At 69.1% G+C, this 23,447-nt stretch carries 26 protein-coding genes; 18 read left to right on the top strand and 8 right to left on the bottom strand.

Translation table 11 applies throughout. The features are described from left to right. Nucleotides 1-34 precede the first annotated feature (34 nt). Nucleotides 35-973, top strand: coding sequence for an SMI1/KNR4 family protein (locus ACQPWU_RS18540; RefSeq protein ID WP_433441634.1), 939 nt, complete (start codon nt 35-37; stop codon nt 971-973). Between the two features lie 87 nt (nt 974-1,060). On the opposite strand, the gene ACQPWU_RS18545 is transcribed toward ACQPWU_RS18540, so the two are convergent. Then, complete coding sequence (locus ACQPWU_RS18545; protein WP_433441636.1) at nt 1,061-1,672, bottom strand: DUF3043 domain-containing protein; 612 nt, start codon at nt 1,670-1,672, stop codon at nt 1,061-1,063. A 149-nt stretch (nt 1,673-1,821) separates the two neighbouring features. On the opposite strand from ACQPWU_RS18545, the gene ACQPWU_RS18550 reads away from it, so the two are divergent. The 6 genes from ACQPWU_RS18550 to ACQPWU_RS18575 are packed head-to-tail and all read left to right on the top strand — an operon-like array spanning nt 1,822 to nt 6,418. Further along, complete coding sequence (locus ACQPWU_RS18550) at nt 1,822-2,607, top strand: PspA/IM30 family protein (RefSeq protein ID WP_433445235.1); 786 nt, start codon at nt 1,822-1,824, stop codon at nt 2,605-2,607. Beyond that, complete coding sequence (gene pspAA, locus ACQPWU_RS18555) at nt 2,607-2,885, top strand: PspA-associated protein PspAA (RefSeq protein ID WP_433445237.1); 279 nt, start codon at nt 2,607-2,609, stop codon at nt 2,883-2,885. The genes ACQPWU_RS18550 and pspAA overlap by 1 nt, the downstream gene beginning before the upstream one ends. Nucleotides 2,886-2,888: 3 nt before the next feature. Beyond that, entirely contained in the window at nt 2,889-3,788 is a 900-nt protein-coding gene (gene htpX, locus ACQPWU_RS18560) for a zinc metalloprotease HtpX (RefSeq protein ID WP_433441638.1), read from the top strand. Nucleotides 3,789-3,794: 6 nt separating this feature from the next. After that, complete coding sequence (gene pspAB / locus ACQPWU_RS18565) at nt 3,795-4,355, top strand: PspA-associated protein PspAB (RefSeq protein WP_360711063.1); 561 nt, start codon at nt 3,795-3,797, stop codon at nt 4,353-4,355. 36 nt (nt 4,356-4,391) lie between these two features. Further along, the gene (locus ACQPWU_RS18570; protein WP_433441641.1) at nt 4,392-5,771 is read left to right on the top strand and encodes an alpha/beta fold hydrolase; all 1,380 of its coding nucleotides are present in this window, start codon (nt 4,392-4,394) and stop codon (nt 5,769-5,771) included. A 44-nt stretch (nt 5,772-5,815) separates the two neighbouring features. Continuing rightward, nucleotides 5,816-6,418, top strand: a complete 603-nt coding sequence (locus ACQPWU_RS18575) for an SIMPL domain-containing protein (protein WP_433441643.1) — start codon at nt 5,816-5,818, stop codon at nt 6,416-6,418. Between the two features lie 70 nt (nt 6,419-6,488). Here ACQPWU_RS18575 and ACQPWU_RS18580 read toward each other — a convergent pair whose 3' ends face one another. Beyond that, on the bottom strand, nt 6,489-7,088 hold the full coding sequence (locus ACQPWU_RS18580) for a TetR/AcrR family transcriptional regulator (RefSeq protein ID WP_433441645.1): 600 nt from the start codon (nt 7,086-7,088) through the stop codon (nt 6,489-6,491). Nucleotides 7,089-7,172: 84 nt separating this feature from the next. Here ACQPWU_RS18580 and ACQPWU_RS18585 point away from each other — a divergent pair, with 84 nt between their 5' ends. Continuing rightward, nucleotides 7,173-8,009 carry an NAD(P)H-binding protein gene (locus ACQPWU_RS18585; protein ID WP_433441646.1) on the top strand — a complete coding sequence of 279 codons (837 nt, stop codon included), beginning with the start codon at nt 7,173-7,175 and terminating at the stop codon, nt 8,007-8,009. A 153-nt stretch (nt 8,010-8,162) separates the two neighbouring features. Here ACQPWU_RS18585 and nadA read toward each other — a convergent pair whose 3' ends face one another. Next, nucleotides 8,163-9,314, bottom strand: a complete 1,152-nt coding sequence (gene nadA, locus ACQPWU_RS18590) for a quinolinate synthase NadA (RefSeq protein WP_433441648.1) — start codon at nt 9,312-9,314, stop codon at nt 8,163-8,165. A 163-nt stretch (nt 9,315-9,477) separates the two neighbouring features. Here nadA and erpA point away from each other — a divergent pair, with 163 nt between their 5' ends. Together erpA and ACQPWU_RS18600 are read left to right on the top strand one after the other, a co-directional pair. Further along, nucleotides 9,478-9,831 carry an iron-sulfur cluster insertion protein ErpA gene (erpA, locus tag ACQPWU_RS18595; RefSeq protein WP_360694118.1) on the top strand — a complete coding sequence of 118 codons (354 nt, stop codon included), beginning with the start codon at nt 9,478-9,480 and terminating at the stop codon, nt 9,829-9,831. A gap of 97 nt (nt 9,832-9,928) precedes the next feature. Continuing rightward, nucleotides 9,929-10,915: a carbohydrate kinase family protein gene (locus tag ACQPWU_RS18600; protein WP_433441650.1), complete on the top strand. Its 987-nt coding sequence runs from the start codon at nt 9,929-9,931 to the stop codon at nt 10,913-10,915. A gap of 78 nt (nt 10,916-10,993) precedes the next feature. Here the strand turns inward: ACQPWU_RS18600 and ACQPWU_RS18605 are convergent, their stop codons facing one another. The 3 genes from ACQPWU_RS18605 to ACQPWU_RS18615 all read right to left on the bottom strand — a co-directional run bounded on the left by ACQPWU_RS18605 (nt 10,994) and on the right by ACQPWU_RS18615 (nt 12,867). Beyond that, complete coding sequence (locus tag ACQPWU_RS18605; RefSeq protein ID WP_360694113.1) at nt 10,994-11,428, bottom strand: CBS domain-containing protein; 435 nt, start codon at nt 11,426-11,428, stop codon at nt 10,994-10,996. 63 nt (nt 11,429-11,491) lie between these two features. After that, complete coding sequence (locus tag ACQPWU_RS18610) at nt 11,492-11,737, bottom strand: sulfurtransferase TusA family protein (protein ID WP_433441652.1); 246 nt, start codon at nt 11,735-11,737, stop codon at nt 11,492-11,494. After that, nucleotides 11,734-12,867: a cysteine desulfurase family protein gene (locus tag ACQPWU_RS18615; RefSeq protein ID WP_433441654.1), complete on the bottom strand. Its 1,134-nt coding sequence runs from the start codon at nt 12,865-12,867 to the stop codon at nt 11,734-11,736. The genes ACQPWU_RS18610 and ACQPWU_RS18615 overlap by 4 nt, the downstream gene beginning before the upstream one ends. A gap of 199 nt (nt 12,868-13,066) precedes the next feature. On the opposite strand from ACQPWU_RS18615, the gene ctaC reads away from it, so the two are divergent. The 4 genes from ctaC (at nt 13,067) to ACQPWU_RS18635 (ending at nt 17,273) form a co-directional block, all read left to right on the top strand. Continuing rightward, on the top strand, nt 13,067-13,849 hold the full coding sequence (gene ctaC / locus ACQPWU_RS18620; RefSeq protein ID WP_433445238.1) for an aa3-type cytochrome oxidase subunit II: 783 nt from the start codon (nt 13,067-13,069) through the stop codon (nt 13,847-13,849). Next, entirely contained in the window at nt 13,846-15,510 is a 1,665-nt protein-coding gene (ctaD, locus tag ACQPWU_RS18625) for an aa3-type cytochrome oxidase subunit I (protein ID WP_433441656.1), read from the top strand. Before ctaC ends, ctaD begins: the two co-directional genes overlap by 4 nt. Continuing rightward, nucleotides 15,510-15,923 (top strand): cytochrome c oxidase subunit 4, encoded by a 414-nt coding sequence (locus tag ACQPWU_RS18630; protein ID WP_433441658.1) that lies wholly within the window; start codon nt 15,510-15,512, stop codon nt 15,921-15,923. The genes ctaD and ACQPWU_RS18630 overlap by 1 nt, the downstream gene beginning before the upstream one ends. A gap of 147 nt (nt 15,924-16,070) precedes the next feature. Continuing rightward, nucleotides 16,071-17,273: a L,D-transpeptidase gene (locus tag ACQPWU_RS18635; RefSeq protein ID WP_433441660.1), complete on the top strand. Its 1,203-nt coding sequence runs from the start codon at nt 16,071-16,073 to the stop codon at nt 17,271-17,273. Between the two features lie 186 nt (nt 17,274-17,459). On the opposite strand, the gene trpD is transcribed toward ACQPWU_RS18635, so the two are convergent. Together trpD and ACQPWU_RS18645 are read right to left on the bottom strand one after the other, a co-directional pair. Then, nucleotides 17,460-18,506: an anthranilate phosphoribosyltransferase gene (trpD, locus tag ACQPWU_RS18640; protein WP_433441662.1), complete on the bottom strand. Its 1,047-nt coding sequence runs from the start codon at nt 18,504-18,506 to the stop codon at nt 17,460-17,462. A 6-nt stretch (nt 18,507-18,512) separates the two neighbouring features. Continuing rightward, nucleotides 18,513-18,911, bottom strand: coding sequence for a hypothetical protein (locus ACQPWU_RS18645; protein ID WP_360694136.1), 399 nt, complete (start codon nt 18,909-18,911; stop codon nt 18,513-18,515). Between the two features lie 210 nt (nt 18,912-19,121). Between ACQPWU_RS18645 and ctaE the strand changes: the two genes are divergently transcribed. Genes ctaE through qcrB form a run of 4 tightly spaced genes read left to right on the top strand, consistent with a single transcriptional unit; the run spans nt 19,122 to nt 23,360 of the window. Continuing rightward, complete coding sequence (ctaE, locus tag ACQPWU_RS18650; RefSeq protein WP_433441664.1) at nt 19,122-19,775, top strand: aa3-type cytochrome oxidase subunit III; 654 nt, start codon at nt 19,122-19,124, stop codon at nt 19,773-19,775. Between the two features lie 14 nt (nt 19,776-19,789). Beyond that, nucleotides 19,790-20,599 carry a cytochrome bc1 complex diheme cytochrome c subunit gene (gene qcrC / locus ACQPWU_RS18655; RefSeq protein WP_433441666.1) on the top strand — a complete coding sequence of 270 codons (810 nt, stop codon included), beginning with the start codon at nt 19,790-19,792 and terminating at the stop codon, nt 20,597-20,599. Beyond that, entirely contained in the window at nt 20,596-21,708 is a 1,113-nt protein-coding gene (qcrA, locus tag ACQPWU_RS18660; RefSeq protein WP_433441668.1) for a cytochrome bc1 complex Rieske iron-sulfur subunit, read from the top strand. The genes qcrC and qcrA overlap by 4 nt, the downstream gene beginning before the upstream one ends. Next, nucleotides 21,705-23,360, top strand: coding sequence for a cytochrome bc1 complex cytochrome b subunit (gene qcrB, locus ACQPWU_RS18665; protein ID WP_433441670.1), 1,656 nt, complete (start codon nt 21,705-21,707; stop codon nt 23,358-23,360). Before qcrA ends, qcrB begins: the two co-directional genes overlap by 4 nt. Nucleotides 23,361-23,447: the final 87 nt, after the last annotated feature.

A 23,447-nucleotide genomic window follows, 5' to 3' on the forward strand; every position in this document is an offset into this window, starting at 1 on the left:
ATGTGGTGATCGGTTTCGGGATAGGGTGCGCGACGTGCTGAAGCTCGTACGCCTGGCGCTGACGGCGGCCATCCTGACCGCGATAGCGGTACGGCTGCGCCGCCGCGCCCAGATGCCCGACAAGCAGCCTCCGCCGCCCCCGGCGCCGAGACCGGGCAGGAGCATGCGGATGGTCCTGGTGTGGGCCGCCATCGCGGGGATCGTGGCGCTGACGCTGGTGGTCGCCCTGGTCCCCACGGAGTCGCAGGGGGCGTCCGCCGCGCAGTGGCGCGCGTACCAGGCCGAGCAGGCCTCCATCGCCGCGGCCATGGAGACCATGACCCCGATGCCGATGCGGGCCGCGCCCACGTCGGCCCCCACGGTCCCGGCCTCGGCGCAGACGCCCGCGGTGCCGGCCTCGACGCAGACCCCGGACATCCCGGCCGCGTGCATGCTGCGCGGTCAGGTGACGGTGCGGCCGATCAGCCCGCGCGTGCGGACGGCGGTGAACCGGCAGTGGCGGCGCATCGAGCGGTGGCTGAAGGCGCACGCGCCGAAGACGTACGCCACGCTGGGGGAGCCCGGCAGGGCCCGCACCATCGCGGTCGCCGAGGCCCAGACGGGCCTGGAGTTCCCCGATGATCTGCGCGCCTCGCTCCTGCGCCACAACGGCATGTCAGGGCCGCCCGAGACCCGCTTCACGTTCGGCGGGGACGACGTCCACGGCGTGCGGGAGATCCGAGACCTCTGGCGCAGGGACTGCGCCGCGGGGGGTGGCGGCCCGATCGGCCGGCTGATCCCCGTCGGCAGCCTGACGGAGGTCGACGCGGACACCCGTCACGTGGAGGTGCCGATGATGGAGATGGAGAGCGACCCGCTCTGGCCCTCGTACCACGCGATGCTCCGCGACGTGGCCGCCGCGCTGGAGCGGGGCCGCCCTGTGCACGGCGTGCGGCCCACGGTCGAGCACGGCCTGCTCCGCTGGTCCCGATGAGTGAGGCATCCGACGCCCTGTGAGCGGGCGTGGCGACGGAGCCGTCCGCGGCCGTCCCCGCGGCCGCGGACCGTAAGGAGCCGCGGCCTACTTCTTGGGCGGCACCGGCTTGCCGCCCGGCAGCACCGTGGGCGGCGGGAAGCGGAGCCTGCGGATCTGCAGGGCCCGCATCGCCGCGTAGAAGCCCACACCCCTGACGCTCTCGCCGGGCAGCTTCTCCGCCACCTCCCGCTTGACCTTCCAGGCCACGTAGACCGAGGTGAACAGCACGCCGATCATCATGATCGGCCACCCGATGGTGACCACGTAGCCCAGCACCTGGGCGCGGACCGCCATCGGCCACGGGACCCACGTCGCCAGCAGGATCAGTAGCGAGAAAGGCAGGAAATACTGGCTCGGCAGCCGCCGTGCGTCGACCCAGTCACGCGCGAACTTGCGCGCGGGGCCCTTGTCACGAGCGGGAAGATATTTCTCGTCGCCTGCGAGCATGCCTTTACGGGCCCTGTCGCGCTCAGCGGCCTGTTTGACCCGCATCTGGCGATAAGCCTCTTTGCGGTCTTTGGGCGCGTGAACGGGCTGGCGCCGCCTGCTCTCCTGATCACGGCGCTTGGGTGTGGGACGACCTTTACCTTGGGGCTTAGGATCGTCATCGGGGACGGGGGTGTCGTCCACGGAGGTTTGGGAACGGCGTCGCAACACGACGTCAACCCTACCTGGACTGCAACTTAGTGACGCCCTCGTGCGTTATGCGTAGGGTAATCCCAAGGCGGCTGCGCTGCATTGGGTGAACACCAGCACGACCTAGAAGGGGACGGCCGACGCGCATGAGCGTGATGAAGAGACTTTCGATGATCTTCAAGTCCAAGGCCAACAAGGCCCTGGACAAGATGGAGGATCCGCGCGAGACCCTTGACTACTCCTATCAGCGGCAGCTCGAGCTGCTGCAGAAGGTCCGCAGGGGCGTGGCCGACGTCGCCACGTCGCGCAAGAGGGTGGAGCTCCAGATAACCGGGCTTGAGAAGCAGGCTCAGCGCTACGAGGACCAGGGCCGCAAGGCGCTGTCCGTGGGGCGCGAGGACCTGGCCCGCGAGGCGCTGCAGCGTCGCTCCAATCTGCAGACGCAGATGGCCGACCTCAAGCTGCAGCACGACAACCTGCAGGCCGAGGAGGAGAAGCTGACCACGGCTTCCCAGCGGCTGCAGGCCAAGGTCGACGCCTTCCGTACGAAGAAGGAGACGATCAAGGCCACCTACACCGCCGCCGAGGCGCAGACCCGCATCAACGAGGCGTTCTCCGGCATCTCCGAGGAGATGGGTGACGTCGGCCTGGCGATCCAGCGCGCCGAGGACAAGACGGCGCAGATGCAGGCCCGCGCGGGCGCGATCGACGAGCTGCTGGCCAGCGGCGCGCTCGACGACTACACCGGCACCCGCGGCGACGACATCCAGGCCGAGCTCGACCGCATGGGCGGCGGCATGGACGTAGAGTTGGAGCTGGCCAGGATGAAGGCCGAGCTGGGCCAGGGCCCCGCGCCCAAGTCTGCCATCGAGCAGGGCCAGCCGCAGCAGCAGCCCCAGCCGCAGCAGGGTCAGAGCCAGACCCAGCAGCTTCGCCAGCCCGGGGAGGGCGCATGATGATTGTCAGGATCATGGGCGAGGGCCAGGTGGAGATCTCCGCCGAGGACATCGCGGTGCTCAACGAGCTCGACAGCGAGCTGGAAGCCGCCATCGAGGTGGGCGACGAGCCGGTCTTCCGCACGAAGCTGCACGCACTGCTCGACAAGGTGCGCCAGGTAGGCAAGGCGCTTCCCAACGACAGCCTTGAGCCGTCAGAGCTGATCCTTCCCCCCGCGGACGCCTCGATCGAGGAGGTCCGGGAGATGCTGGGCGACCAGGGCCTCATCCCGGGCTAAGCCATGGGCACGCGGTTCGCGTCCGACCGGGGGCTGACCACCCGCATGGCCGTGACGATGTTCCTGCTCGGGTTGCTCTATGTCGTGTTCGTCGGCGTCCTGATCTCCCTGGGCGTGCGGGCGCTGACTGTGCTGGTGATAGCCGGGGGTCTGCTGTTCGTGCAGTACTTCCTGTCCGACCGCATCGCGCTGTTCGCGATGCACGGCCGGGAGGTCTCGCCGCAGGAGGCCCCCGAGTTGCACGGCCTGATCGATCGGCTGTGCGCGCTCGCCGACATGCCCAAGCCGCGGGTGGCCATCGCGGATTCCGACGTCCCCAACGCGTTCGCCACCGGCCGCAACCAGAAGAACGCCGTCGTCTGCGTGACGACCGGCATCCTGCGCCGCCTGGAGCCTCAGGAGCTCGAAGGCGTGCTCGCGCACGAGCTGTCGCACGTCGCCCACCGCGACGTCGCCGTCATGACGATCGCCTCGTTCCTGGGCATCGTGGCGGGGCTCATGACCAGGTTCGCCCTCTTCTCGGGTCTCGGGGGCCGCCGCAACGGCAACCAGGGCGGCGTGCCCGTCGGCCTGATCATCCTGCTCGTCTCCGTCGTCGTGTACGCCATCAGCTTCCTGCTCACCCGCGCCCTGTCGCGCTACCGCGAACTGTCGGCCGACCGCGCGGGCGCGCTGCTCACGCAACGCCCGTCCGCCCTGGCCAGCGCGCTGGTGCGGATCAGCGGTGACATGGCGAGGATTCCGACCGAGGACCTGCGCGAGGCGGCGCCGTTCAACGCCTTCTACTTCGCCCCGGCGGCCCGCCCGGGCGAGTCGCTGGCGAACCTGTTCTCCACCCACCCGTCGCTCGAACGGCGGCTGGAGCAGCTGACGAACATCTCCAAACAGCTCGGAAGGGGCTGAACCCGTATGGGCTGGCTCGACGCGCTGCTCGGCCGCTCGAAACCGGTCAAACCCAACCTCGACGCGCTGTTCGCCCTGCCGTCCGCCGCCGTGACGCTGCAGGCCGCGACCGGGCTCGTGCCCACCGGCCTCGGCTCGGTGGCGTTCAGGGCCGCGGAGGGCGGCGCGTTCGCCACACTCGAACGCGACATCAAGGCGCTGCTCGGCGAGCGCGTCGAGGAGTCCCACGACTCGTACGGCTACACCTGGCTGCTGGTGCGCCGCTCGCCCGACCAGCTCGGCGACCTGGTCACCGAGCTCCACGCGGTCAACTCGTCGCTGGAGTCGGCCGGGTTCGGGCCCTCCCTGCTGTGCTCGCTGGTGTCCTTCGCCGGTCAGGACGACGGCAGGCGGCTGGCGATCGTGTACCTCTACAAGCGCGGGACGTTCTACCCGTTCGCCCCGCTCGCCGGGCAGAGGCGGGACAACCCGCTCGAACTTCAGGTGAGAGGCGTCCTGGAGGGCGAGCTGCCGCTGGAGAAGGACCTCAGCCGCTGGTTTCCGGTCTGGGGCGCGCCCGGTCTCTGACGGAGCGCCCGCCACTTTGAGTGATCTAATGATCACGTGGAGCGAAGGTTGTACGTGCTCGCGGCCTCCGCGCTCATCGTGGCGGCGGTGCTGGGCAGTGCGTGGATCACCGGCCAGTTCACGACGCCGCGGGTCGACAGGACCGACGGGTACGTCAGCGAGCTGGCCGCGCGTGACCAGCCGTGGACGCGGCTGTTCCGGGTGAGCGACGCGCTGTCGGGGCTGGCGTGCGTGTTCGGGGTGGCGCTGGTGCCGACGGCGGCGCGCGAGGGGCGGGGCTGGCTGGCGCTGGCCGCCTTCGGGCTGCTCACCCTCGCGGCGGGGCTGTTCCCGCTGGACTGCGCCACGCTGAGCGATCCGTCCTGCGGGCGGCGGCCGATGTCGTCCGGGCACTTCGCGCACCTGCTGGTGGGTGCGCTGGCCACGGCCGCCGTGCTGGTCGCCATGGTGCTGCTCAGCGCGCGATGGCGCTCGTGGGTGTCGTGGCTGTTCACGTGGCTGGGGCTGGCGGCCACCCTGCTCGTGATGGCCGCGAACGCCGACCGGCACGGGGTGGGGATCGCGCACCGGGCGCAGCTGACGATGTTCGCGATCTGGCTGGTGTACGCGGCGCTCCACCTGCTCGTCTCGGACGACGTGACCGCCCGCGCATCGGTGCCGCACGGGAACGCGCGGCCGCACGTGGTCGAGCAGGGCTCCGGGCCCGCCGTGCTCATCACCGCGGGACTCGGCGGCGCCTGGTTCCACTGGGACGCGGTGGCCGCGCGGCTGGCCGCCACCCACCGCGTCATCCGCTTCGACCGCCCGGGCCTCGGCCTCAGCCCGTGCTCGCCCGACCCGCCCACCCTGCACGGGGAGGCCGCCCGCCTGGCCGGCCTGGCACCTTCGCATCCGGAACAGGTGATCGTCGTCGCCCAGGGCGTGGGCTGCTGGCACGCGGAGGCGTTCGCCAGGCTGCACCCGCTCCGCGTGGCGAAGCTCGTTCTGATCGACCCGGCCGGCGCGGGGGAGCGCAGGCCGTTCGCCGCGGCCGGGAGCGCCGGCCGGTGGCTGCCCGCGCTGGGCGGCACGTGGGGCGCGGCCGCCCTGGCCTGCCTCGCGGGGCCCGCGGCGCACCGGCTGCTCACCGGCGTACGCGACCCGTACGGCGTCTACCGCGTGGGCAAGGTGTCCGCCGCGGTGGCGGGGGAGTGGCTGGCCCGCCGGGACATGATCGCCGACCTGCACCGGCTGAGGGCGGACAGGCCGCTCCCTGACGTGCCGGTCACGGTGATCAGCACGGGCGCCCGGAACGCGGTCCGGCTGGCCGGCCTCCTGTCCGCCCGGCTCGTACGTCTGCCGGGATCCGGGCGCCCGGTCCAGCTCGAGAATCCCCAGGCGATCGCCGACGCCGTCTCAGACGGCCGGCACGGGTGACGACAGCCTAGGATCGATCCGGGACCTATTCATAGGGGGTAGGCGTGGACATCACCGTCGTCGGCGAAGGCGCCGTCCTGGCCGCACCCGACGTCCTGCGGCTGCACGCGGGCGTGGAGGTCCGCAGGGCCTCCGCGGCGGAGTCCTTCACCGCCGTCAGATCCGCCGCCGCCCGGCTGGCAGAGGCGCTGGCCCGGGCCGGCATCGCCGCGGAGGACGTGCGCACGGTGGAGCTGTCGCTGGGGCCGGAGTACGAGGCATACCCCAAGGTGGGCGCGTACCGGGCCGCCCAGGGAGTGGAGGTGATCGTCCGCGACCTGACCCGGGCCGACCACGTCATCGACACGGTGGCCGGAGTAGGGGAGGAGGCCAGGCTGAACGGCGTGGCGTTCGAGGTGTCCGACCCGTCCGGCTTCCTGAGGGAAGCCAGGGCGAGAGCCTTCCGAGACGCCGCCGCCAAGGCGGCCCACTACGCCGAGCTGGCCGGCCGCCCCCTGGGCAGGGTGGTCTCGGTGAGCGAGGAGATCAAGGGCGGCGGCCCCCAGCCCCTCCGCCTGGCCGCGGCGGCGGCCGAGAGCGGCGCGTCCATCAGCCCGGGCCGCCAGACGCTGACGGTGACCGTCCAGCTCGGCTACGACTTCGCTTAGAACGCACCCGCGCTCCTCCGCCACCCCGCCGTACTTCGGCGGGGTCCCTTGAGGAAGCGGCGTGTGCGGGTCAGACGGTTTCGCCGGAGAGGGAGTCGAGCCAGTCGAGCAGGCGGGCGCACTGGCGGGTCATGATCTCGGGGTCGCGCAGGGCGTTGGCCAGCAGGGACATGCCCTGGTAGGCGCCCACCAGGGTCAGGGCCAGCCCTTCGGGGTCGGGCTGCCCGAGCTCGCGGAACTGGCGTTCGGCCCAGTCGATCAGCAGCCGGATGACCCTGCCCGCCTCCACGTCCAGGCCGCCCTCGTCGCGTTTGTCGAGCTCGGCGGCGAGGGTTCCGGTCGGGCAGCCGTAGCGGGCGGCGAGGTCACGCTGGCTGACCCACCCCTCCACCAGGCTCTTGAGCCGTTCCCTCGGGTCGTCGAGGCGCTCGAGGCGGTCGGTGAGGATCTCGAGCTGCCGGGCGTGCTCGGCGAGCGCGGCCGCGACCAGCTCATCCTTGGTCTTGAAGTAGTAGTACACGTTGCCCACCGGGACGTCGGCGGCGCGCGCGATGTCGGCGATGGTGGTGCGCTCCGCCCCCTGCCTGTGCACGACTTGGGCGGCGGCGGCCATCAGCCGCTGCCGCTTGGCGGCCGCGGTCTTGACCCGGGAGCGCGTTGAGTCAGTCACCTTACTAACTATAGGCGCCGGAGTCGTGCTATGGTCTCCCTTGTCAGTGAGTCAGCCGACTAACTAACTTCGAGGAGAATCATCATGATCGTCGTCACGGGAGCCACGGGGAACGTCGGCCGTACGCTGGTCCGGCTGCTGGCCGAGGCAGGCGAGGAGGTCACCGCCGTGTCCCGCCGCATCACCGGCGCGGACGTGCCAGAGGGCGTACGCGCCTTCGCCGCCGACCTGGCCGACCCCGCCGGCCTGCGCCCGGCCCTGGAGGGTGCCGACGCCGTGTTCCTCCTCACGGGCGGCGACCTGTTCGCCAGGGAGCCCAAGGAGATCGTCGCAGCGGTGAGCGGGCCGGGCAGGGTCGTCCTGCTCTCCTCGCAGGGTGTCGTGACCCGCCCGGAGAGCGAGTCACACGGCCGCTTCGGAGCGGAGATGGAACGCGCGGTCATGAACTCGGGAACGGGATGGACGATCCTGCGGCCGGGCGGCTTCGCCTCCAACAGGTTCGCGTGGGCCCAGCCGGTTCGCGCGAGCCGCACGGTCGCCGCGCCGTTCGGCGACGTCGGGCTGCCGGTCATCGACCCCGACGACATCGCCGAGGTGGCGGCCGCGGTGCTGCGCGAGCCCGGCCATGACGGGCGGATCTACGAGCTCACCGGACCGGAGCTGGTGACCCCGCGCCAGAGCGCCGCCGCCATCGGCGAGGCGCTCGGCGAGGTGGTCACGTTCGTGGAGCAGAGCCGCGAGGAGGCTCGCGCGGAGATGCTGGCGTTCATGCCGGGGCCGGTCGCGGACACCACCCTGGCCATCCTCGGCGAGCCGACCCCGGCCGAACGGCGGATCAGCCCGGACGTCGAGCACGTGCTCGGCCGAGCTCCCCGCCCGTTCGCCGCCTGGGCCCGCCGCAACGCCGCGGCCTTCCGCTGACCCCGCCTCACCGCCGATGCCCGGGCTCCGTCCGCACCGGAGTGCCGGAACCGGCGCCGGAGTAACGCGCGCTGCTGCCGTCTGTTCCGGCCGCCCCCTCCGATCCCGGTCCGAGACAGGGGCGGTGGAGGGCGCGGCCGGAGGTTCGCGTGGTCAAGGGAGGGCGAGCATGCGGTCCAGGGCCACCTTGGCCCAGTGGGCGGTGTCCTCGTCCACCGTGATCTGGTTGACGACCTCGCCCAGCACCAGGGACTCCAGGGCCCACACCAGGTGCGGCAGGTCGATCCTGTTCATGGTCGAGCAGTAGCACACCGTCCTGTCCAGGAACGAGATGCTTTTGTCGGGGAACATCTGGGCCAGGCGCTTGACCAGGTTGAGCTCCGTGCCGATCGCCCAGCTCGAGCCGGCCGGAGCCGCCTCCAGCGTCTTGATGATGTGCTCGGTCGAGCCCACGTGGTCGGCCTTGAGCACGACCTCATGGCGGCACTCGGGGTGCACCAGGACGTTCACGCCGGGGATGCGGGACCGTACGTCGTCGACCGAGTCCGCCGTGAAGCGGCCGTGCACCGAGCAGTGGCCGCGCCACAGGATCATCCTCGCCCGCTCCAGCTGCTCCTGGGTGAGGCCGCCGTTCGGGCGGTGCGGGTTCCAGACGACGCAGTCCTCCAGGGACATGCCCATCTCCAGCACCGCCGTGTTGCGGCCCAGGTGCTGGTCGGGCAGGAACAGCACCTTCTCGCCGCGCGAGAACGCCCAGTCCAGGGCGCGGCGGGCGTTGGAGGAGGTGCAGACCGCGCCGCCGTTCCTGCCGCAGAATGCCTTGATGTCGGCGCTGGAGTTCATGTATGTGACAGGGATCACCTGATCGGCGAGACCGGCGTCCTCCAGGGCGTCCCAGCACTCCTCGACCTGGTCGAACGTGGCCATGTCCGCCATCGAGCACCCGGCCGCCATATCAGGCAATATCACCTTTTGCGTATCGACCGTCAGGATGTCGGCGGACTCGGCCATGAAGTGCACCCCGCAGAAGACGATGAACTCCGCCTCCGGCCGGGCCGCCGCCTGCTGGGCGAGCTTGAACGAGTCGCCCGTCACGTCGGCGAACTGGATGACCTCGTCGCGCTGGTAGTGGTGCCCGAGCACGAACAGGCGGTCGCCGAGCGCCTCCTTCGCCTTCCGGGCCCGTTCCACCAGGTCGGGGTCGGAGGCGGGCGGCAGCTCGCCCGGGCACTCGACCCCCTTCTCGCTGTGCGGATCGGCGCCCTGGCCGAGGACGAAGAGCGGCAGCCCAGTCTGGGTGGCCATGGCCACACCCCCTTATCGTCGAATTGACGATACTCATCATGGCACATGGACGAACCTGCTTATTACGGGGGTAGGTGCCTCGGGAATGTGTGGCATGGGCCAGGTGTTGGTAGCGTCATTAGTAGGACGTCGGAAACAGACAGCCGGGTTAGGGAGTCAGCAGATGACGGTTGAGAGCAGCGAGACCACGGCGCAGGGCCTGATCCTGACTGACGCGGCCGCCGCCAAGGTCAAGAACCTGCTCGAGCAGCAGGGCGAGGAAGGTCTGCAGCTGCGGGTCGCCGTGCAGCCGGGTGGTTGCTCCGGACTGCGTTACCAGCTCTTCTTCGACGACCGTTCGATGGACGGCGACGTGGTGTCGGACTTCGGGGGCGTCGGCGTGGTCACCGACCGCATGAGCGCTCCCTACCTGATGGGCGCCACCATCGACTTCGTCGACACCATCGAGAAGCAGGGCTTCACCATCGACAACCCCAACGCCACGGGCTCCTGCGCCTGCGGCGACTCGTTCAACTAGGGGTTGCTTGCGCGGTCCCGCTTGCTTCATGCGAGCGGGACCTTCGCGTATTCTCGTGGGGCTCATTGGCCTGCTGACAACGAGGAAGAAGAATCCCGTGCGCATCGCCGTTACCGGCTCCATCGCGACAGACCACCTGATGACCTTCCCAGGAAGTTTTGGCGATCAGTTGATCGCCGAGCAGCTTGACCGGGTGTCACTCTCGTTCCTGGTCGATGACCTTCAGATCCGTCGCGGCGGTTGCGCGGCGAACATCGCGTTCGGCATGGCCTGCCTGGGCCTGAAGCCGGTCCTGGTGGGCGCCGTCGGCAACGACTTCGCCGACTACCGCTCGTGGCTGGAGCGCCACGGCGTCGACTGCGACTCCGTGCACATCTCTGAGACCCAGCACACCGCGCGTTTCCTGTGCACCACCGACCAGCACCACAACCAGATCGCCTCCTTCTACACCGGCGCCATGGCCGAGGCGCGGCTGATCGAGCTGCGGCCGGTCTCCGACCGACTGGGCGGCCTCGACCTGGTGCTGATCAGCCCCAACGACCCCGACGCGATGCTGCGCCACACCGACGAGTGCCGCCAGCGCGGCATCCCGTTCGCCGCCGACATCTCCCAGCAGCTCGCGCGGATGGAGGACGAGCAGATCCGCCAGCTCGTGGACGGCGCCGCGTACCTGTTCTCCAACGACTACGAGAAGGGGCTCATCGAGCAGAAGACCGGCTGGTCCGACGAGGAGATCCTGCACCGGGTCGGCGTCCGGATCACCACGCTCGGTCCCAAGGGCGCCGTCATCGACCGGAGGGACGAGCCGTCCATCGCCGTGGCCCCCTCGCCCGAGCGGGGCAAGGCCGACCCCACCGGCGTCGGCGACGCCTTCCGCGCCGGGTTCCTGGCGGGCCTGGCCTGGGGGCTGCCGCTGGAGCGCTGCGGCCAGATCGGCAACCTGACCGCCACCCACGTGCTGGAGCGCGTCGGCGGCCAGGAGTACGAGCTCGGTCAGCAGGTCTTCCTCGAGCGTTTCAGCGCCGCCTACGGCGCCGACGCCGCGGCGGACATCGCCGAGCACGTCCGCTGCTACCACCCGTAACCGTGATGAGCCGCCCCGCCCGACGTGGCGGGGCGGCCTCCTTGGCCCGTTTCCCCAGGCTTTCCGGTACGGCCGGGCTCAGCCCCTGGCGTACACGTGGTGCATGAACTCGGCGAGCTGGGCGTCGGGCAGGTGCTGGGCCAGGTCCGACTCGCTGATGATGCCGACGATGCGGTCGCCCTCCAGCACCGGCAGCCGCTTGATCTGGTTCTCCTCCATCTTGGTGAGCGCCTCGTCCACGCTCGTGTCCGGGGTGACGAAGACGAGCCCGCCGGCCAGCTCGCCCGCCGTCACCTTCGACGGGTCGTGCCCCGCCGCGATGCACTTGATCACGATGTCGCGGTCGGTGATGATGCCCTTAACGCGCTCGTCCGGCCCGCACACGGGCAGCGACCCCACGTTGCTGTCGCGCATGAGCTGGGCCGCCCGGTCAAGCGTCTCGTGCGCTCCGACACACTGCGCTCCCGGACTCATCAGGTCACGGGCGGTCTCGTGCGGATGTCCGCTGGTCATGGCTTTCCCCCGAAAGTCGGTGACTTCGTACGGGGAGCCTCTACCCACCCATTTCGGGAAAAGTCAGTAATTACGCCTTACGTGGATCGCCCAGCCGCCCTCGGGCAGCTCGTACGAGCCCACGTGCCGGTGCGACTTCAGCCTGCACCACGCCGGCACGTCCGTATAAGCCGCCGGGTCGTCGGCCAGCACGGCCACCACGGCGTTGAGCGGGATGTAGTTGATCTGCTCGGCGAGCATGATGATCGGGATCGGGCACTTCTTCCCGAGTGCGTCGATCGTCAGAGCCGGCTGGGTAACCTCGGTCATGCGACTCCTGCGTCCTGGCGGATGCGGCGCACCAGATCGGGCAGCACGGCGAGGAACCTGTCGACCTCGGCCGCGGAAGTGCCCCTGGGCAGCGACACCCGGACATTCCCATGGGTCAGCACGCCCATCGCTTCAAGAACGTGCGATGGACGAAGCGTACTAGCGGTGCACGAGCTTCCTGACGAAACGGCGAAACCGGCCTTGTCCAGCTCGGTCAGGAGCGCCTCGCCGTCGACGTACAGGCACGAAAAGGTCACGATGTGCGGCGCCCGATCGACGGGGTCGCCGATGACCTCCACGTCCGGGACGATCTTCGGCACCGTCTCCCTGATCCTCCCGACGAGCTCGGACAGCCGCGCCTGCTCCTGCGCCGCCTCCGCGGCCATCGCGCGCAGGGCGGCCGCCGCCGCGACGATGCCGGGCACGTTCTCGAACCCCGGCACCCGCCGCCGCTCCCGCTCGTCCTCCGGCAGGAACGAGCGGAACCGCGTGCCCTTGCGCACCACCAGCACGCCCACCCCCGCGGGGCCGCCCCACTTGTGGGCGCTGGCGGTGAGCACCGACCAGCCGGGCGGTATCGGCATCCTGCCCGCCGTCTGCGCCGCGTCCACCAGCAGCGGGACCCCATGGGCGCGGCAGGCCGCGGCGGCCTCGGCCACCGGCTGCGCCGTGCCGACCTCGTGGTTGGCCGTCTGCAGGCAGGCCAGCGCGGTGCCGGGACGGGCGACCGCCTCGGCGAACCGGTCGAGATCGACCCGCCCCGTGAGGTCCACGCCCACCGTCTCGACCGTGCCGCCGTCGCGTTCGTGCACTCCACCGGCGTGCAGCACGCTGGAGTGCTCCACCGCGCTCGTCACCAGGTGGCGCCCGGCCCTGCGCCTGCCGTGTAGGGTGCCGAGGACGCCGAGATGCACGGCCTGTGTGCCGGACGAGGTGAACGACACCTCGTCGGGACGCGCGCCGAGCGCCTCGGCCACCTCCGTGCGAGCCTGCTCGAGCAGCAGGTGCGCGCGGCGGGCCTGGCCGTACAGTCTCGCGGGGTCGGCCCAGCCGACGTCGATCGCCGCCAGCAGCGCCTCGCGTGCCTGAGGGTGGAGCGGCTCGCTCGAAGCCGCGTCGAAGTACGCCACGAGACTTATCGTCCCACTTGCGGCGCCATCGAGGGGTCGCGCGGTAGGGCGAAGCACCTGCACGCTAATGTGTCTGCAATCAGCTGTGCATCTGGAAATAGGAGCGCCCAAGGGAAAGACTCTTGGGCTTCATCTGTGGGGTAGGCGATCCGTGAGTCCGACTCGCCGTACGACGCGGCGTTCGTTGGCCCGGCGCAGGGTGCCACGCGCCGCCGCTTTGGCGTTGCTGCTGGCCACTGCTACGGCGTGTGCTAATGACGTACCCAAGGCCGACTGGTCCCGCGGCCTTCTTCCTGACCATGTCACCGAACAGGGAGACGTGGTCCAGAGCCTGTGGAACGGGGCTTGGATCGCCGCCCTCGCCACGGGCGCCGTCGTCGTCGTCCTGATCGTGTGGGCGGCGATCTTCCACCGCAAGCGCAAGGCCAAGGCCGATCTCCCGCCGCAGGTGCGCTACAACCTGCCGATCGAGATGCTCTACACCTTGATCCCGCTTGTCATGGTGTCGGTGTTCTTCTTCTTCACCGCCCGGGACAGCCAGACACTGACCCACGTGGACGGCGACGCGCCCGTCAAGGTCAAGGTCGAGGCGTTCCAGTGGAGCTGGCGCTTCACCACGACCGTCAACGGCAAGACGCTGACCCCGGTCGCGGGCGTGCCGGTGCATGACTACCACCAGGGCCCCCAGCTGGTCCTGCCGGTGAACACGAAGGTCGAGTTCAACCTGTCGACCGACGACGTCATCCACTCGTTCTGGGTGCCGGAGTTCCTGTTCAAGCGGGACGTCATCCCGGGCATCAAGCCTGACAACCCGGGCAGTAAGTTCCAGATCACGACCCTTGCCAGGACGGGCGTCTTCGCGGGCCGCTGCGCCGAGCTCTGCGGCGTCGACCACAGCCGCATGCTGTTCTCGGTGAAGCTCGTCCCGCAGGCTGAGTTCGACCAATACATCGCGACACACCAGGCTGGGAGTGCCCAGTGACCGCCATTCAAGAACCCCTTCGCGCGCCTGCCAGGCCCGTCACCAAGGGCCAGGTGATCGCCAAGTGGCTGTCCTCCACTGATCACAAGATCATCGGGCACCTTTACCTGATCACGTCGTTCGCCTTCTTCCTGATCGGCGGCGTCATGGCGCTGATCATGCGGGCCGAGCTGGCGCAGCCGGGCATGCAGTTCACCAGCAACGAGCAGTTCAACCAGCTGTTCACCATGCACGGCACGATCATGCTGCTGATGTTCGCGACGCCGCTGTTCGCCGGCTTCGCCAACGAGCTGATGCCGCTGCAGATCGGCGCCCCCGACGTGGCGTTCCCGCGCCTCAACATGGTCAGCTACTGGCTCTACCTGTTCGGCAGCCTCATCGCCGTGTCCGGCTTCTTCACGCCGGGCGGCGCGGCCTCGTTCGGCTGGTTCGCCTACACGCCGCTGTCCAACGCGATCAACTCGCCCGGCATGGGCAGCGACCTGTGGATCATGGGCCTGGCCCTGTCGGGCCTGGGTACCATCCTCGGCTCGGTGAACTTCATCACCACGATCATCTGCATGCGCGCGCCCGGCATGACCATGTTCCGCATGCCGATCTTCGTCTGGAACGTGCTGCTCACCAGCATGCTCGTGCTGATGGCCTTCCCCGTGCTGGCCGCCGCGCTGCTCGTGCTGGAGTCCGACCGCAAGCTCGGCACGCACGTCTTCGCCACCGACAACGGCGGCGCGCTGTTGTGGCAGCACCTGTTCTGGTTCTTCGGCCATCCCGAGGTGTACATCATCGCGCTGCCGTTCTTCGGCATCGTGAGCGAGATCCTGCCGGTCTTCAGCCGTAAGCCGATCTTCGGTTACATCAGCCTCGTGGTCGCGACGATCTCCATCGCGGGTCTGTCGATCACGGTCTGGGCGCACCACATGTTCCCGACCGGGCAAGTGCTGCTGCCGTTCTTCTCGTTCATGACGTTCCTCATCGCGGTGCCGACCGGGGTGAAGTTCTTCAACTGGATCGGCACGTTGTGGCGAGGGCATCTGTCGTTCGAGTCGCCGATGTTGTTCTCGATCGGCTTCCTCATCACGTTCCTCCTGGGCGGCCTGACGGGCGTCATCCTGGCCTCGCCGCCGCTCGACTTCCCCCTCAGCGACTCCTACTTCGTCGTCGCCCACTTCCACTACGTGGTCTTCGGCACGGTCGTGTTCGCCATGTTCGGGGGCTTCTACTTCTGGTGGCCCAAGTTCACCGGCAGGATGCTCAACGACAAGCTCGGCAAGCTGCACTTCTGGCTGCTGTTCATCGGCTTCCACACGACGTTCCTCATCCAGCACTGGCTGGGCATGCTGGGCTTCCCGCGCCGGTACGCCGACTACAGCGCGGCCGACGGCTTCACGGACCTCAACCTGATCTCGTCGGTGGGCGCGTTCATCCTGGGCGCCTCGACGTTGCCGTTCTTCTACAACGTCTGGAAGACCTGGCGCAGCGCGCCCAAGGTCACGGTCGACGACCCCTGGGGCTACGGCGGCTCGCTCGAATGGGCGACCTCCTGCCCGCCGCCGCGGCACAACTTCACCTCGCTGCCGCGCATCCGGTCCGAGCGCCCGGCGTTCGACCTGCACTACCCGCACGTGTCGGCCAGGCCGGCGAAGGAGGAGGTTGAGGCCTGATGAGAGTCCAGGGTTGGCTGTTCCTCGCGTGCGGCCTGTTCTTCGCGGGCGTCGACGTCGCCTACTGGTTCTGGACCAAGGCGTCGACGGGCCACGGTGAGCCGGTCGGCACCACGGCCATGGCGATCTCGGTCGGGTTCGCGTTCATGGTCGGCTACTACCTGATGTTCACCGCGCGGCGCATCGGCGCTCAGCCGGAGGACAACAAGCAGGCCGACATCAGCGACGGCGCGGGCGAGATCGGGTTCTTCAGCCCGAGCAGCTGGTGGCCGCTGTTCCTGTGCCTGGCGGCGGCCTTCGCCTTCGCCGGGTTCGTGATCGGCTTCTGGATGTTCCTGATCGGGGTCTTCCTGGTGATCATGGCCATGATCGGGTTCGTGTTCCAGTACTACCGGGGCCAGTTCTCGCACTGATTGACCTGTTTGCCGAAGCGGGCGTTTCCCTTGCGGGGGGAACGCCCGCTTTTTGGCGTTCTTTACGAGTACGCGGATGTGGTTAATCGATCACTGAGGGTAATAAAGGAGGCAGAAGCGGTTCGATCGCGGACGAGGGAGTCACTCGTGGGGCGTGTAGCGAAGGGATCGGCCGGGCTGCTGGCCCTGGCACTGCTGTCAGCGTGCTCCGCGGGCAGCACATCGAAACCTGACGGGATGGCCATGGCGGGCGGGGCGCAGGCGCCCTCTGTGACGTTCTCTCCGCAGGACAAGGCCGCGAACGTGGCCACGGACCACCCCGTGGTCGTTTCGGCCCGTACGGGCACGCTCAAGAGCGTACGGGTGGACGGCGGCAAGTCCGGCCCACTGCAGGGCGAGCTCAGCGGCGACGGCACCCGCTGGCGCAGCACCGTCACCGCCAGGCCCAGCACGGTGTACACGGTCACGGCCGTCTCCGTCGACGGAGCGGGCAAGGAGAGCCAGACGACGAGCACGTTCACGACGGTCAAGGGCGACAAGACGTTCGACATCAAGACGATCACCCCCAACAAGGACGACACCGGCCTGACGGTCGGCGTCGGCATGCCCATCATGATCGCCTTCGACAAGCCCATCGCCGACCGGGTGTCCGTCGAGCGCAACCTGACCGTCCGCAGCTCCAAGCCGGTGGAGGGGGCCTGGCACTGGTTCGACGACAGCCACGTGGACTTCCGCCCGGAGAAGTACTGGCCCGCGCACACCAAGGTGCAAGTGGAGGCGAACCTGGCCGGCGTGCGCGGAGGTCCCGCCCTGTACGGCAAGCGCAACGTACGGCTCGACTTCAAGATCGGCCGTGAGCAGATCACCAAGGGCAGCACCGACGAGCACTTCCTGATCGTCCGGCGGGACGGCAAGAAGATCCGCGAGATGCCGATGAGCGCGGGGCAGGGAGATGCGTGGAACCACTACACCACCTCGGGCATCCACCTGGCGATGTCGCGCGAGCCCGTCACGGTCATGACCTCGCCTGACGCCGGGCCGGGACAGGCCGGGTACTACCAGCTGACGGTCTACAACACCGTCCGCATCTCCAACAGCGGTGAGTACGTCCACAGCGCGCCCTGGTCGGTGGGGTCGCAGGGCAACTCGAACGTCAGCCACGGATGCGTGAACGTCAGCCCGGAGAACGCCATCTGGTTCCTCAAGAACACGTTGATCGGGGACCCGATCATCATCACGGGGTCGCCGCGGAAGCTCGAGCCCACGAATGGGTGGGGGCATTGGCAGGAGAACTGGAAGGATTGGCTCAAGTGGAGCGTGCTCAAGGCGGGCCCGACCGTCACGTTCTGATGCCGGTTCCGTAACGCCCTGGCCGCCACATCCGTCCCCTGGCCGTGCCGCTCGCTGTCGTCGCCTGGACCGTTGCGGCCGGGGCTGTCTTGGCGCTCGGCCGCAGTCCGAGACGCACGCGTGCCACCGTGCCGCGCCCTGTTCCGGGAATGCGGATGGCCGGGCGCGAACGGTGAGGGGCGCGCGTCAGGCGTGGCCGAAGGAGGCGCTGGCCTCGACCCAGCGGTCGAGGGTGGCGGCGGCCGCGCCCGAGTCGACGGCCTGGACCGCGCGGGCGTAGCCGTCGGTCATGGCGGCGTCGAGGTCGTCACCGGGCCCGTTGAGCGCCACCAGGGCCGCGGCGGCGTTCAGCAGGACGGCGTCGCGCACCGGACCCGTCTTGCCCTGCACCAGGTCGCGCACGGCCTGGGCGTTGAAGGTCACGTCGCCGCCCCGCAGCGAGCCCACGTCGGCGCGCGGGATGCCGAGCACGCCCGGGTCGAACGTGGCCTGCGTGGCCGTGCCGTCCCTGACCACCCAGACCGTTGAGGTGCCCGCGATGGTCAGCTCGTCGAGCCCGTCGTCGCCACGGAACACCAGGGCCGTGACGCCGCGCTCGGCGAAGACGCCGGCCAGCACGGGCAGCATGCGCGGGTCGAAGACGCCGATGGCCTGGGCGGCGGGGCGGGCGGGGTTGGTGAGCGGGCCCAGGAAGTTGAAGACCGTGGGCACGCCGATCTCCTTGCGCGGCGGCCCGGCGAAGCGGAGCGCGGGGTGGTAGACCGGGGCGAAGCAGAAGGCGATGCCTGCCTCGCGCGCCACCTGGGCGGTCTGCTCGGGCGTGAGGTCGAGCCGGATCCCCAGGTGCTCCAGGACGTCGGCGGCGCCGCACGAGGACGAGGCCGCGCGGTTGCCGTGCTTGACGACCCGGGCGCCCGCGGCGGCGGCCACGATGGCGGCCATCGTCGAGACGTTGACGGTGTGGGCGCGGTCGCCTCCCGTGCCGACGATGTCCACCACGGGCCCCTCCACGCTCAGCGGCGTGGCCAGCTCCAGCATGGTGCGGGCCAGGCCCACCACCTCGGCCACCGTCTCACCCTTGGCGCGCAGCGCGATCGCGAAACCGGCGATCTGGGCGGACGTCGCGGCGCCGGACATGATCTCCCGCATCGCCCAGGCCGTCTCGTCGGAGGTGAGGTGCTCTCCGGACAGGAGAGCGGAGAGCAGGGTGGGCCAGGTCGTCCGGGAGTCCATGGGCACCTACTTGGCGTTGAGTCGGGTGGAGGAGCGGCGGCGCATCAGGTCGGCCACCGTGTCGGCGACGACCATGGGCTCCAGCGGCTGCGACACGACGGCGTCGGCCTTGGACCACTCGGCCAGCCAGCGGTCGTCGCGCCTGGCGATGATCAGGCAGATGGGCGGGCAGTCGTAGACCTCGTCCTTGGCCTGGCGCGAGATGCCCATGCCGCCCGCGGGCTGCGTCTCGCCGTCGAGGACGGCCACGTCGATCTCGCCTGAGCCCAGCCACTGATGGACCTTCGGCTCGGTGGCGCACTCCACGATCTCCACGAGGGGTACGTCGGCCGCGGGGCGCCTGCCGATGGCCTGGCTCACCTCAGCCCTGGTGGCGGCGTCGTCGCTGTAGACGAGGACCCTCATCGTGTCGCCGGTGCTCCCAGTGGACGTCACTGTCGCGCTCACTATCCCTTGTAGCGGTATGGTCACCTCGGATGGTACCGGTGCGCCGGTGTGCATTCCCAGGCCACCATGTCTGGCAGGGGGTTTTGGGGCGATTTTCCCAGGTTGCTTCCCGGTTTGTACCTGCTAACCGGGGGGTCGTGCGCGGGACCGACCACTGGAGCCGCAATAATGCTGCCCGTGGCGACAGCATCCGCAATAACTTCGACGACGACAGCACAGTCGTACCGCAGACCCAATCTGGTCAGTGTCGGGACGATCGTCTGGCTGTCCTCCGAGCTCATGTTCTTCGCGGCGCTGTTCGCGATGTACTTCACCATCCGGTCGGTGAGCGAGGGCAACGGCCTCGTCTGGGGTCCCGCGCTGCACAAGGCGGGCCTCGAGGTCGCAGAGGGCGCTCACCTGAACGTCCCGTTCGCGACGGTCAACACGATCATCCTGGTTCTGTCGAGTGTGACGTGCCAGCTGGGCGTGTGGGCCGCAGAGAAGGGGCAGGTCCGAAAGCTCCGCTTCTGGTACTTCATCAGCTTCCTCATGGGCGCGGTCTTCGTGGCCGGGCAGCTGTACGAGTACGGCGAGCTGGCGTCGGAGGGCGCGACCCTGTCCGCTAACGCCTACACCTCGGTGTTCTACCTGACGACGGGCTTCCACGGCCTGCACGTGACCGGTGGCCTTTTCGCGTTCCTGTTCATGCTGGGACGCACGTACGCCGCGAAGCGCTTCACGCATGAGCAGGCCACCAGCGCGATCGTCGTGTCCTACTACTGGCACTTCGTAGATGTCGTTTGGATTGGTCTCTTCTCGACCATCTACATCATTCGTTAAGGAACGGGATCTCTGTGACTAGGATCACCGCTTGGCGGCGGCATCCCCTCGCGAGATATGCCGTCCTGATTTTGGCGTTGGCGCTGGTCGGGATGGTATACGCCGCCTTTGTCCAGGCGGGCAAGCCTGCCGACGCGGCACTGGCGGCAGGCAAGGTCGATGACGTGGCCGAGGGCAGGAGCCTGTTCGTTCAGCACTGCTCCAGCTGCCACGGCATGAACGCGCAGGGCACCACGACGGCGCCCACGCTCGTCGGCGTCGGCGCCGCGGCCGTCGACTTCCAGATGAGCACCGGCCGCATGCCTGCCGCCAACCCCGGCCCGCAGGCCCCGCGTAAGCCGCTCGCCCCCTGGGTCGACGAGACGAAGATCAAGCAGATCGGCGCCTACGTGCAGTCCCTCGGCGGCGGCCCGCAGGTCCCCGCCTCGGAGCAGGTCGATCCCAAGCTCGGCGACGCCGGCAAGGGCGGCGAGCTGTTCCGCGCCAACTGCATCCAGTGTCACAACTGGGTCGGCGCCGGTGGCGCCCTCACGCAGGGCAAGTACGCCCCCAACCTCAACTCGGCGACCCCCACGCAGATCTACGAGGCGATGGTCACCGGCCCGCAGGCGATGCCCGTCTTCAACGACTCGACGATCACGCCTGAAGAGAAGCGCAGCATGATCGCCTACATCACCCAGGTTCGCGAGCAGAAGGACCCGGGAGGTTTCGCCCTGGGGCGCATTGGACCGGTCACCGAAGGTCTCGTAGCGTGGGTCGTGGGCCTCAGCGTCCTCGCACTCGCCGCCATCTGGATCACCGCGAAGAAGCGACAGAAGTCATGACAGACAACGAGCACGAGATCGAGCAGCCCGATGAGCGCGTACCCAAGCGCGTCATCGGCACCCCCGCGCCGGGCACCTCGATGCTCGGCACCGCGGAAGCGGCGGACGTCGAGAAGGAAGTCCCCGGCGTCACGCTGCCCGACGAGACCAAGGCCCGCAAGGCCGAGAAGATCGTGGCGCTCTGCTTCACGATCACGTTCCTGGCAGCCATCGCGTTCATCATCTCCTACGTGGTCTTCCAGGTCGGCAGCCCCGAGAAGACCGGAGTGTCCAACCTCGCGCTGGGCGGCACGCTGACGCTGGCGATCCTGGGGCTGGCGGTCGGCATCGTGATCTGGGTCCGCCAGATCATGCCGAAGTACTCCCTGGTCCAAGAGCGCCACCTGATGGCCTCCGAGGAGGACGACCGCGAGGTCGTCGCCGACACGTTCGTCCAGGGCGCCAACGAGAGCGGCTTCGTCAAGCGCAAGATGCTGCGCCGCACGCTGCTGCTGGCCGCCGCGCCCCTCGGCCTGGTGCCGGTGGTGCTGCTGCGCGACCTCGACAACACCAAGATGCCCGGCGCCAAGTTCAACAAGCTGCTGCGCCACACGGTCTGGGGTGAGAAGACCAAGGAGGGCAAGCCGCTCAGGCTCGTCGTCGAGGGCACCGGCCAGCCGATCCGGGCCGCCGACTTCAACTCGCCCGGCGGCATCCTGTCGGTGGTCCCCGAGGGCTACCAGCACGACCTCAACGCCCTCGCCAAGGCCACGCTGATCCTGATCAAGTTCCGCCCGGAGGAGCTCAAGAGCGGCGTCCGGCAGAACTGGACGCACGACGGCATCGTGGCGTACTCCAAGATCTGCACCCACGTGGGCTGCCCTGCCGCCCTCTACGAGCAGAACACCCACCACATCCTCTGCCCCTGCCACCAGTCGACGTTCGACGCGGCCGACGGTGCGAAGGTCATCTTCGGTCCGGCCGCCCGGCCGCTGCCGCAGCTGCCCATCACCGTCGACGCCGAGGGCTACCTCATCGCCAAGGGCGACTTCGAGGTGCCGGTCGGCCCCAGCTACTGGGAACGCGGTGACGCCGAGCAGGCGGCCAGGGAGAAGGGAGGCCAGGCATGAGCGAGCTCAATGCCGTTCCCAAGGCCATCGCGGGGCCGTCGACGTTCCTCGACGACCGCCTCGGCGGGGCCAACTTCCTCAAGCGCAACCTGCGCAAGATCTTCCCGGACCACTGGTCGTTCCTGCTGGGTGAGATCGCGCTCTACTCGTTCATCATCCTGCTGCTGACCGGTACGTTCCTGACGTTCTGGTTCAAGCCGAGCATGATGGAGATCGCCTACGACGGCTCGTACGCGCCGCTCAAGGGCGTGATGATGTCTGAGGCCTACGCGTCGTCGCTGGAGATCAGCTTCGACGTCCGGGGTGGTCTGCTGATCCGGCAGATGCACCACTGGGCGGCCCTGATGTTCGTGGCCGGCATGATGGTCCACATGCTGCGGGTGTTCTTCACGGGCGCCTACCGCAAGCCGCGCGAGCTCAACTGGATCATCGGTGTCCTGCTGCTGACGCTGGCGCTGGCCGAGGGCCTGACCGGCTACTCGCTCCCCGACGACCTGCTGTCCGGCGCGGGTCTGCGGATCACCGAGGGTGTGGCGATCTCGCTGCCGCTGGTCGGCACGTACATCACGTTCTTCCTGTTCGGCGGGGAATATCCGGGTGAGGCGGTCATCTCCCGGTTCTACTCGCTGCACATCCTGCTCATCCCGGGCATCCTGCTGGCGCTGATCTCGGCCCACATGGTGCTCATGTGGGTGCAGAAGCACACCCAGATGCCGGGCAAGGGGCGTGACAACAAGAACGTGGTGGGCGCGCCGTTCTACCCGGCCTTCATGGCCAAGGCGGGGGCGTACTTCCTGTTCACGCTCGCCACGGTGGCGGGGCTGGCGACGTTCACCCAGATCAACCCGATCTGGCTGTTCGGCCCGTACACGCCCGCCGACGTGTCGGCCGGTTCACAGCCCGACTTCTACATGGGCTTCCTCGAGGGCGCGCTGCGCATCATGGTGCCGTGGGAGATCAACCTCTTCGGCACCGCCAACGCCGGCACGCTGCCGTTGAGCGTGATCATCCCGGCGCTGGTGCCGATGGGCCTCATCATGACGGGGCTCGCGCTCTATCCGTTCATCGAGCGCTGGGTGACGGGCGACCACCGCGAGCACCACGTCGCGGACCGGCCGCGCAACAACCCGCACCGCACCTCGATCGGCATGGCGGCCATCACGTTCTACGGCGTGCTCTGGCTGCTCGGCGCCAACGACGAGCTCTCGGCGAACTTCCACGTCAGCCTCAACTGGACGACGTACTCCGGGCGTGTGCTGATCTTCGTGGCGCCTGCGCTGGCGTACCTGATCACCTACCGCATGTGCCTCGGCCTGCAGCGCTCCGACGCCGCGGTCGTCTCGCACGGCGTGGAGTCCGGCGTCATCAAGCGGCTGCCGCACGGTGAGTTCATCGAGGTCCACACGCCGCAGGCGGACGACATCGAGGCCCACGTGCGCGGCAAGGAGCCGGTGGCGATGCTGCCGGTGGCCGAGGACGCCGCGGGCATCCCGCCGAAGGGCATGCGCGGCCCGCTCGGCAAGCTGCGCGCACGCATGTCGAAGGCGTACGGCGGGGAGAAGATCCCGCTGGACGACGGGCACGGGCACGGACACGAGGAAGAGCCCGCCGCCATCGCCCCCGGCGACGACGATCGCAGCCTGACTCATTGATGCTCTTCGGAAATCGGGCCCGGACGGATCTCTCCGTCCGGGCCCGTTCTCTGTCCGATGATCTTTTACGGCTGCGCCGGGGTTGCC

It is taken from the genome of Nonomuraea sp. CA-141351, assembly GCF_050944675.1.
GTDB lineage: Bacteria > Actinomycetota > Actinomycetes > Streptosporangiales > Streptosporangiaceae > Nonomuraea.

Bases quoted from the DNA above. Each gene is read 5' to 3' on its own strand.
- nadA (WP_433441648.1), bottom strand. From the start codon at position 9,314: ATGGCCACCCAGACTGGGCTGCCGCTCTTCGTCCTCGGCCAGGGCGCC.
- erpA (WP_360694118.1), top strand. From the start codon at position 9,478: ATGACGGTTGAGAGCAGCGAGACCACGGCGCAGGGCCTGATCCTGACT.
- qcrA (WP_433441668.1), top strand. From the start codon at position 20,596: ATGACAGACAACGAGCACGAGATCGAGCAGCCCGATGAGCGCGTACCC.
- ACQPWU_RS18605 (WP_360694113.1), bottom strand. From the start codon at position 11,428: ATGACCAGCGGACATCCGCACGAGACCGCCCGTGACCTGATGAGTCCG.
- qcrB (WP_433441670.1), top strand. From the start codon at position 21,705: ATGAGCGAGCTCAATGCCGTTCCCAAGGCCATCGCGGGGCCGTCGACG.
- trpD (WP_433441662.1), bottom strand. From the start codon at position 18,506: ATGGACTCCCGGACGACCTGGCCCACCCTGCTCTCCGCTCTCCTGTCC.
- ACQPWU_RS18630 (WP_433441658.1), top strand. From the start codon at position 15,510: ATGAGAGTCCAGGGTTGGCTGTTCCTCGCGTGCGGCCTGTTCTTCGCG.
- pspAA (WP_433445237.1), top strand. From the start codon at position 2,607: ATGATTGTCAGGATCATGGGCGAGGGCCAGGTGGAGATCTCCGCCGAG.
- ctaE (WP_433441664.1), top strand. From the start codon at position 19,122: ATGCTGCCCGTGGCGACAGCATCCGCAATAACTTCGACGACGACAGCA.
- pspAB (WP_360711063.1), top strand. From the start codon at position 3,795: ATGGGCTGGCTCGACGCGCTGCTCGGCCGCTCGAAACCGGTCAAACCC.
- ACQPWU_RS18610 (WP_433441652.1), bottom strand. From the start codon at position 11,737: ATGACCGAGGTTACCCAGCCGGCTCTGACGATCGACGCACTCGGGAAG.
- htpX (WP_433441638.1), top strand. From the start codon at position 2,889: ATGGGCACGCGGTTCGCGTCCGACCGGGGGCTGACCACCCGCATGGCC.
- ACQPWU_RS18585 (WP_433441646.1), top strand. From the start codon at position 7,173: ATGATCGTCGTCACGGGAGCCACGGGGAACGTCGGCCGTACGCTGGTC.
- ACQPWU_RS18550 (WP_433445235.1), top strand. From the start codon at position 1,822: ATGATCTTCAAGTCCAAGGCCAACAAGGCCCTGGACAAGATGGAGGAT.
- ACQPWU_RS18645 (WP_360694136.1), bottom strand. From the start codon at position 18,911: ATGAGGGTCCTCGTCTACAGCGACGACGCCGCCACCAGGGCTGAGGTG.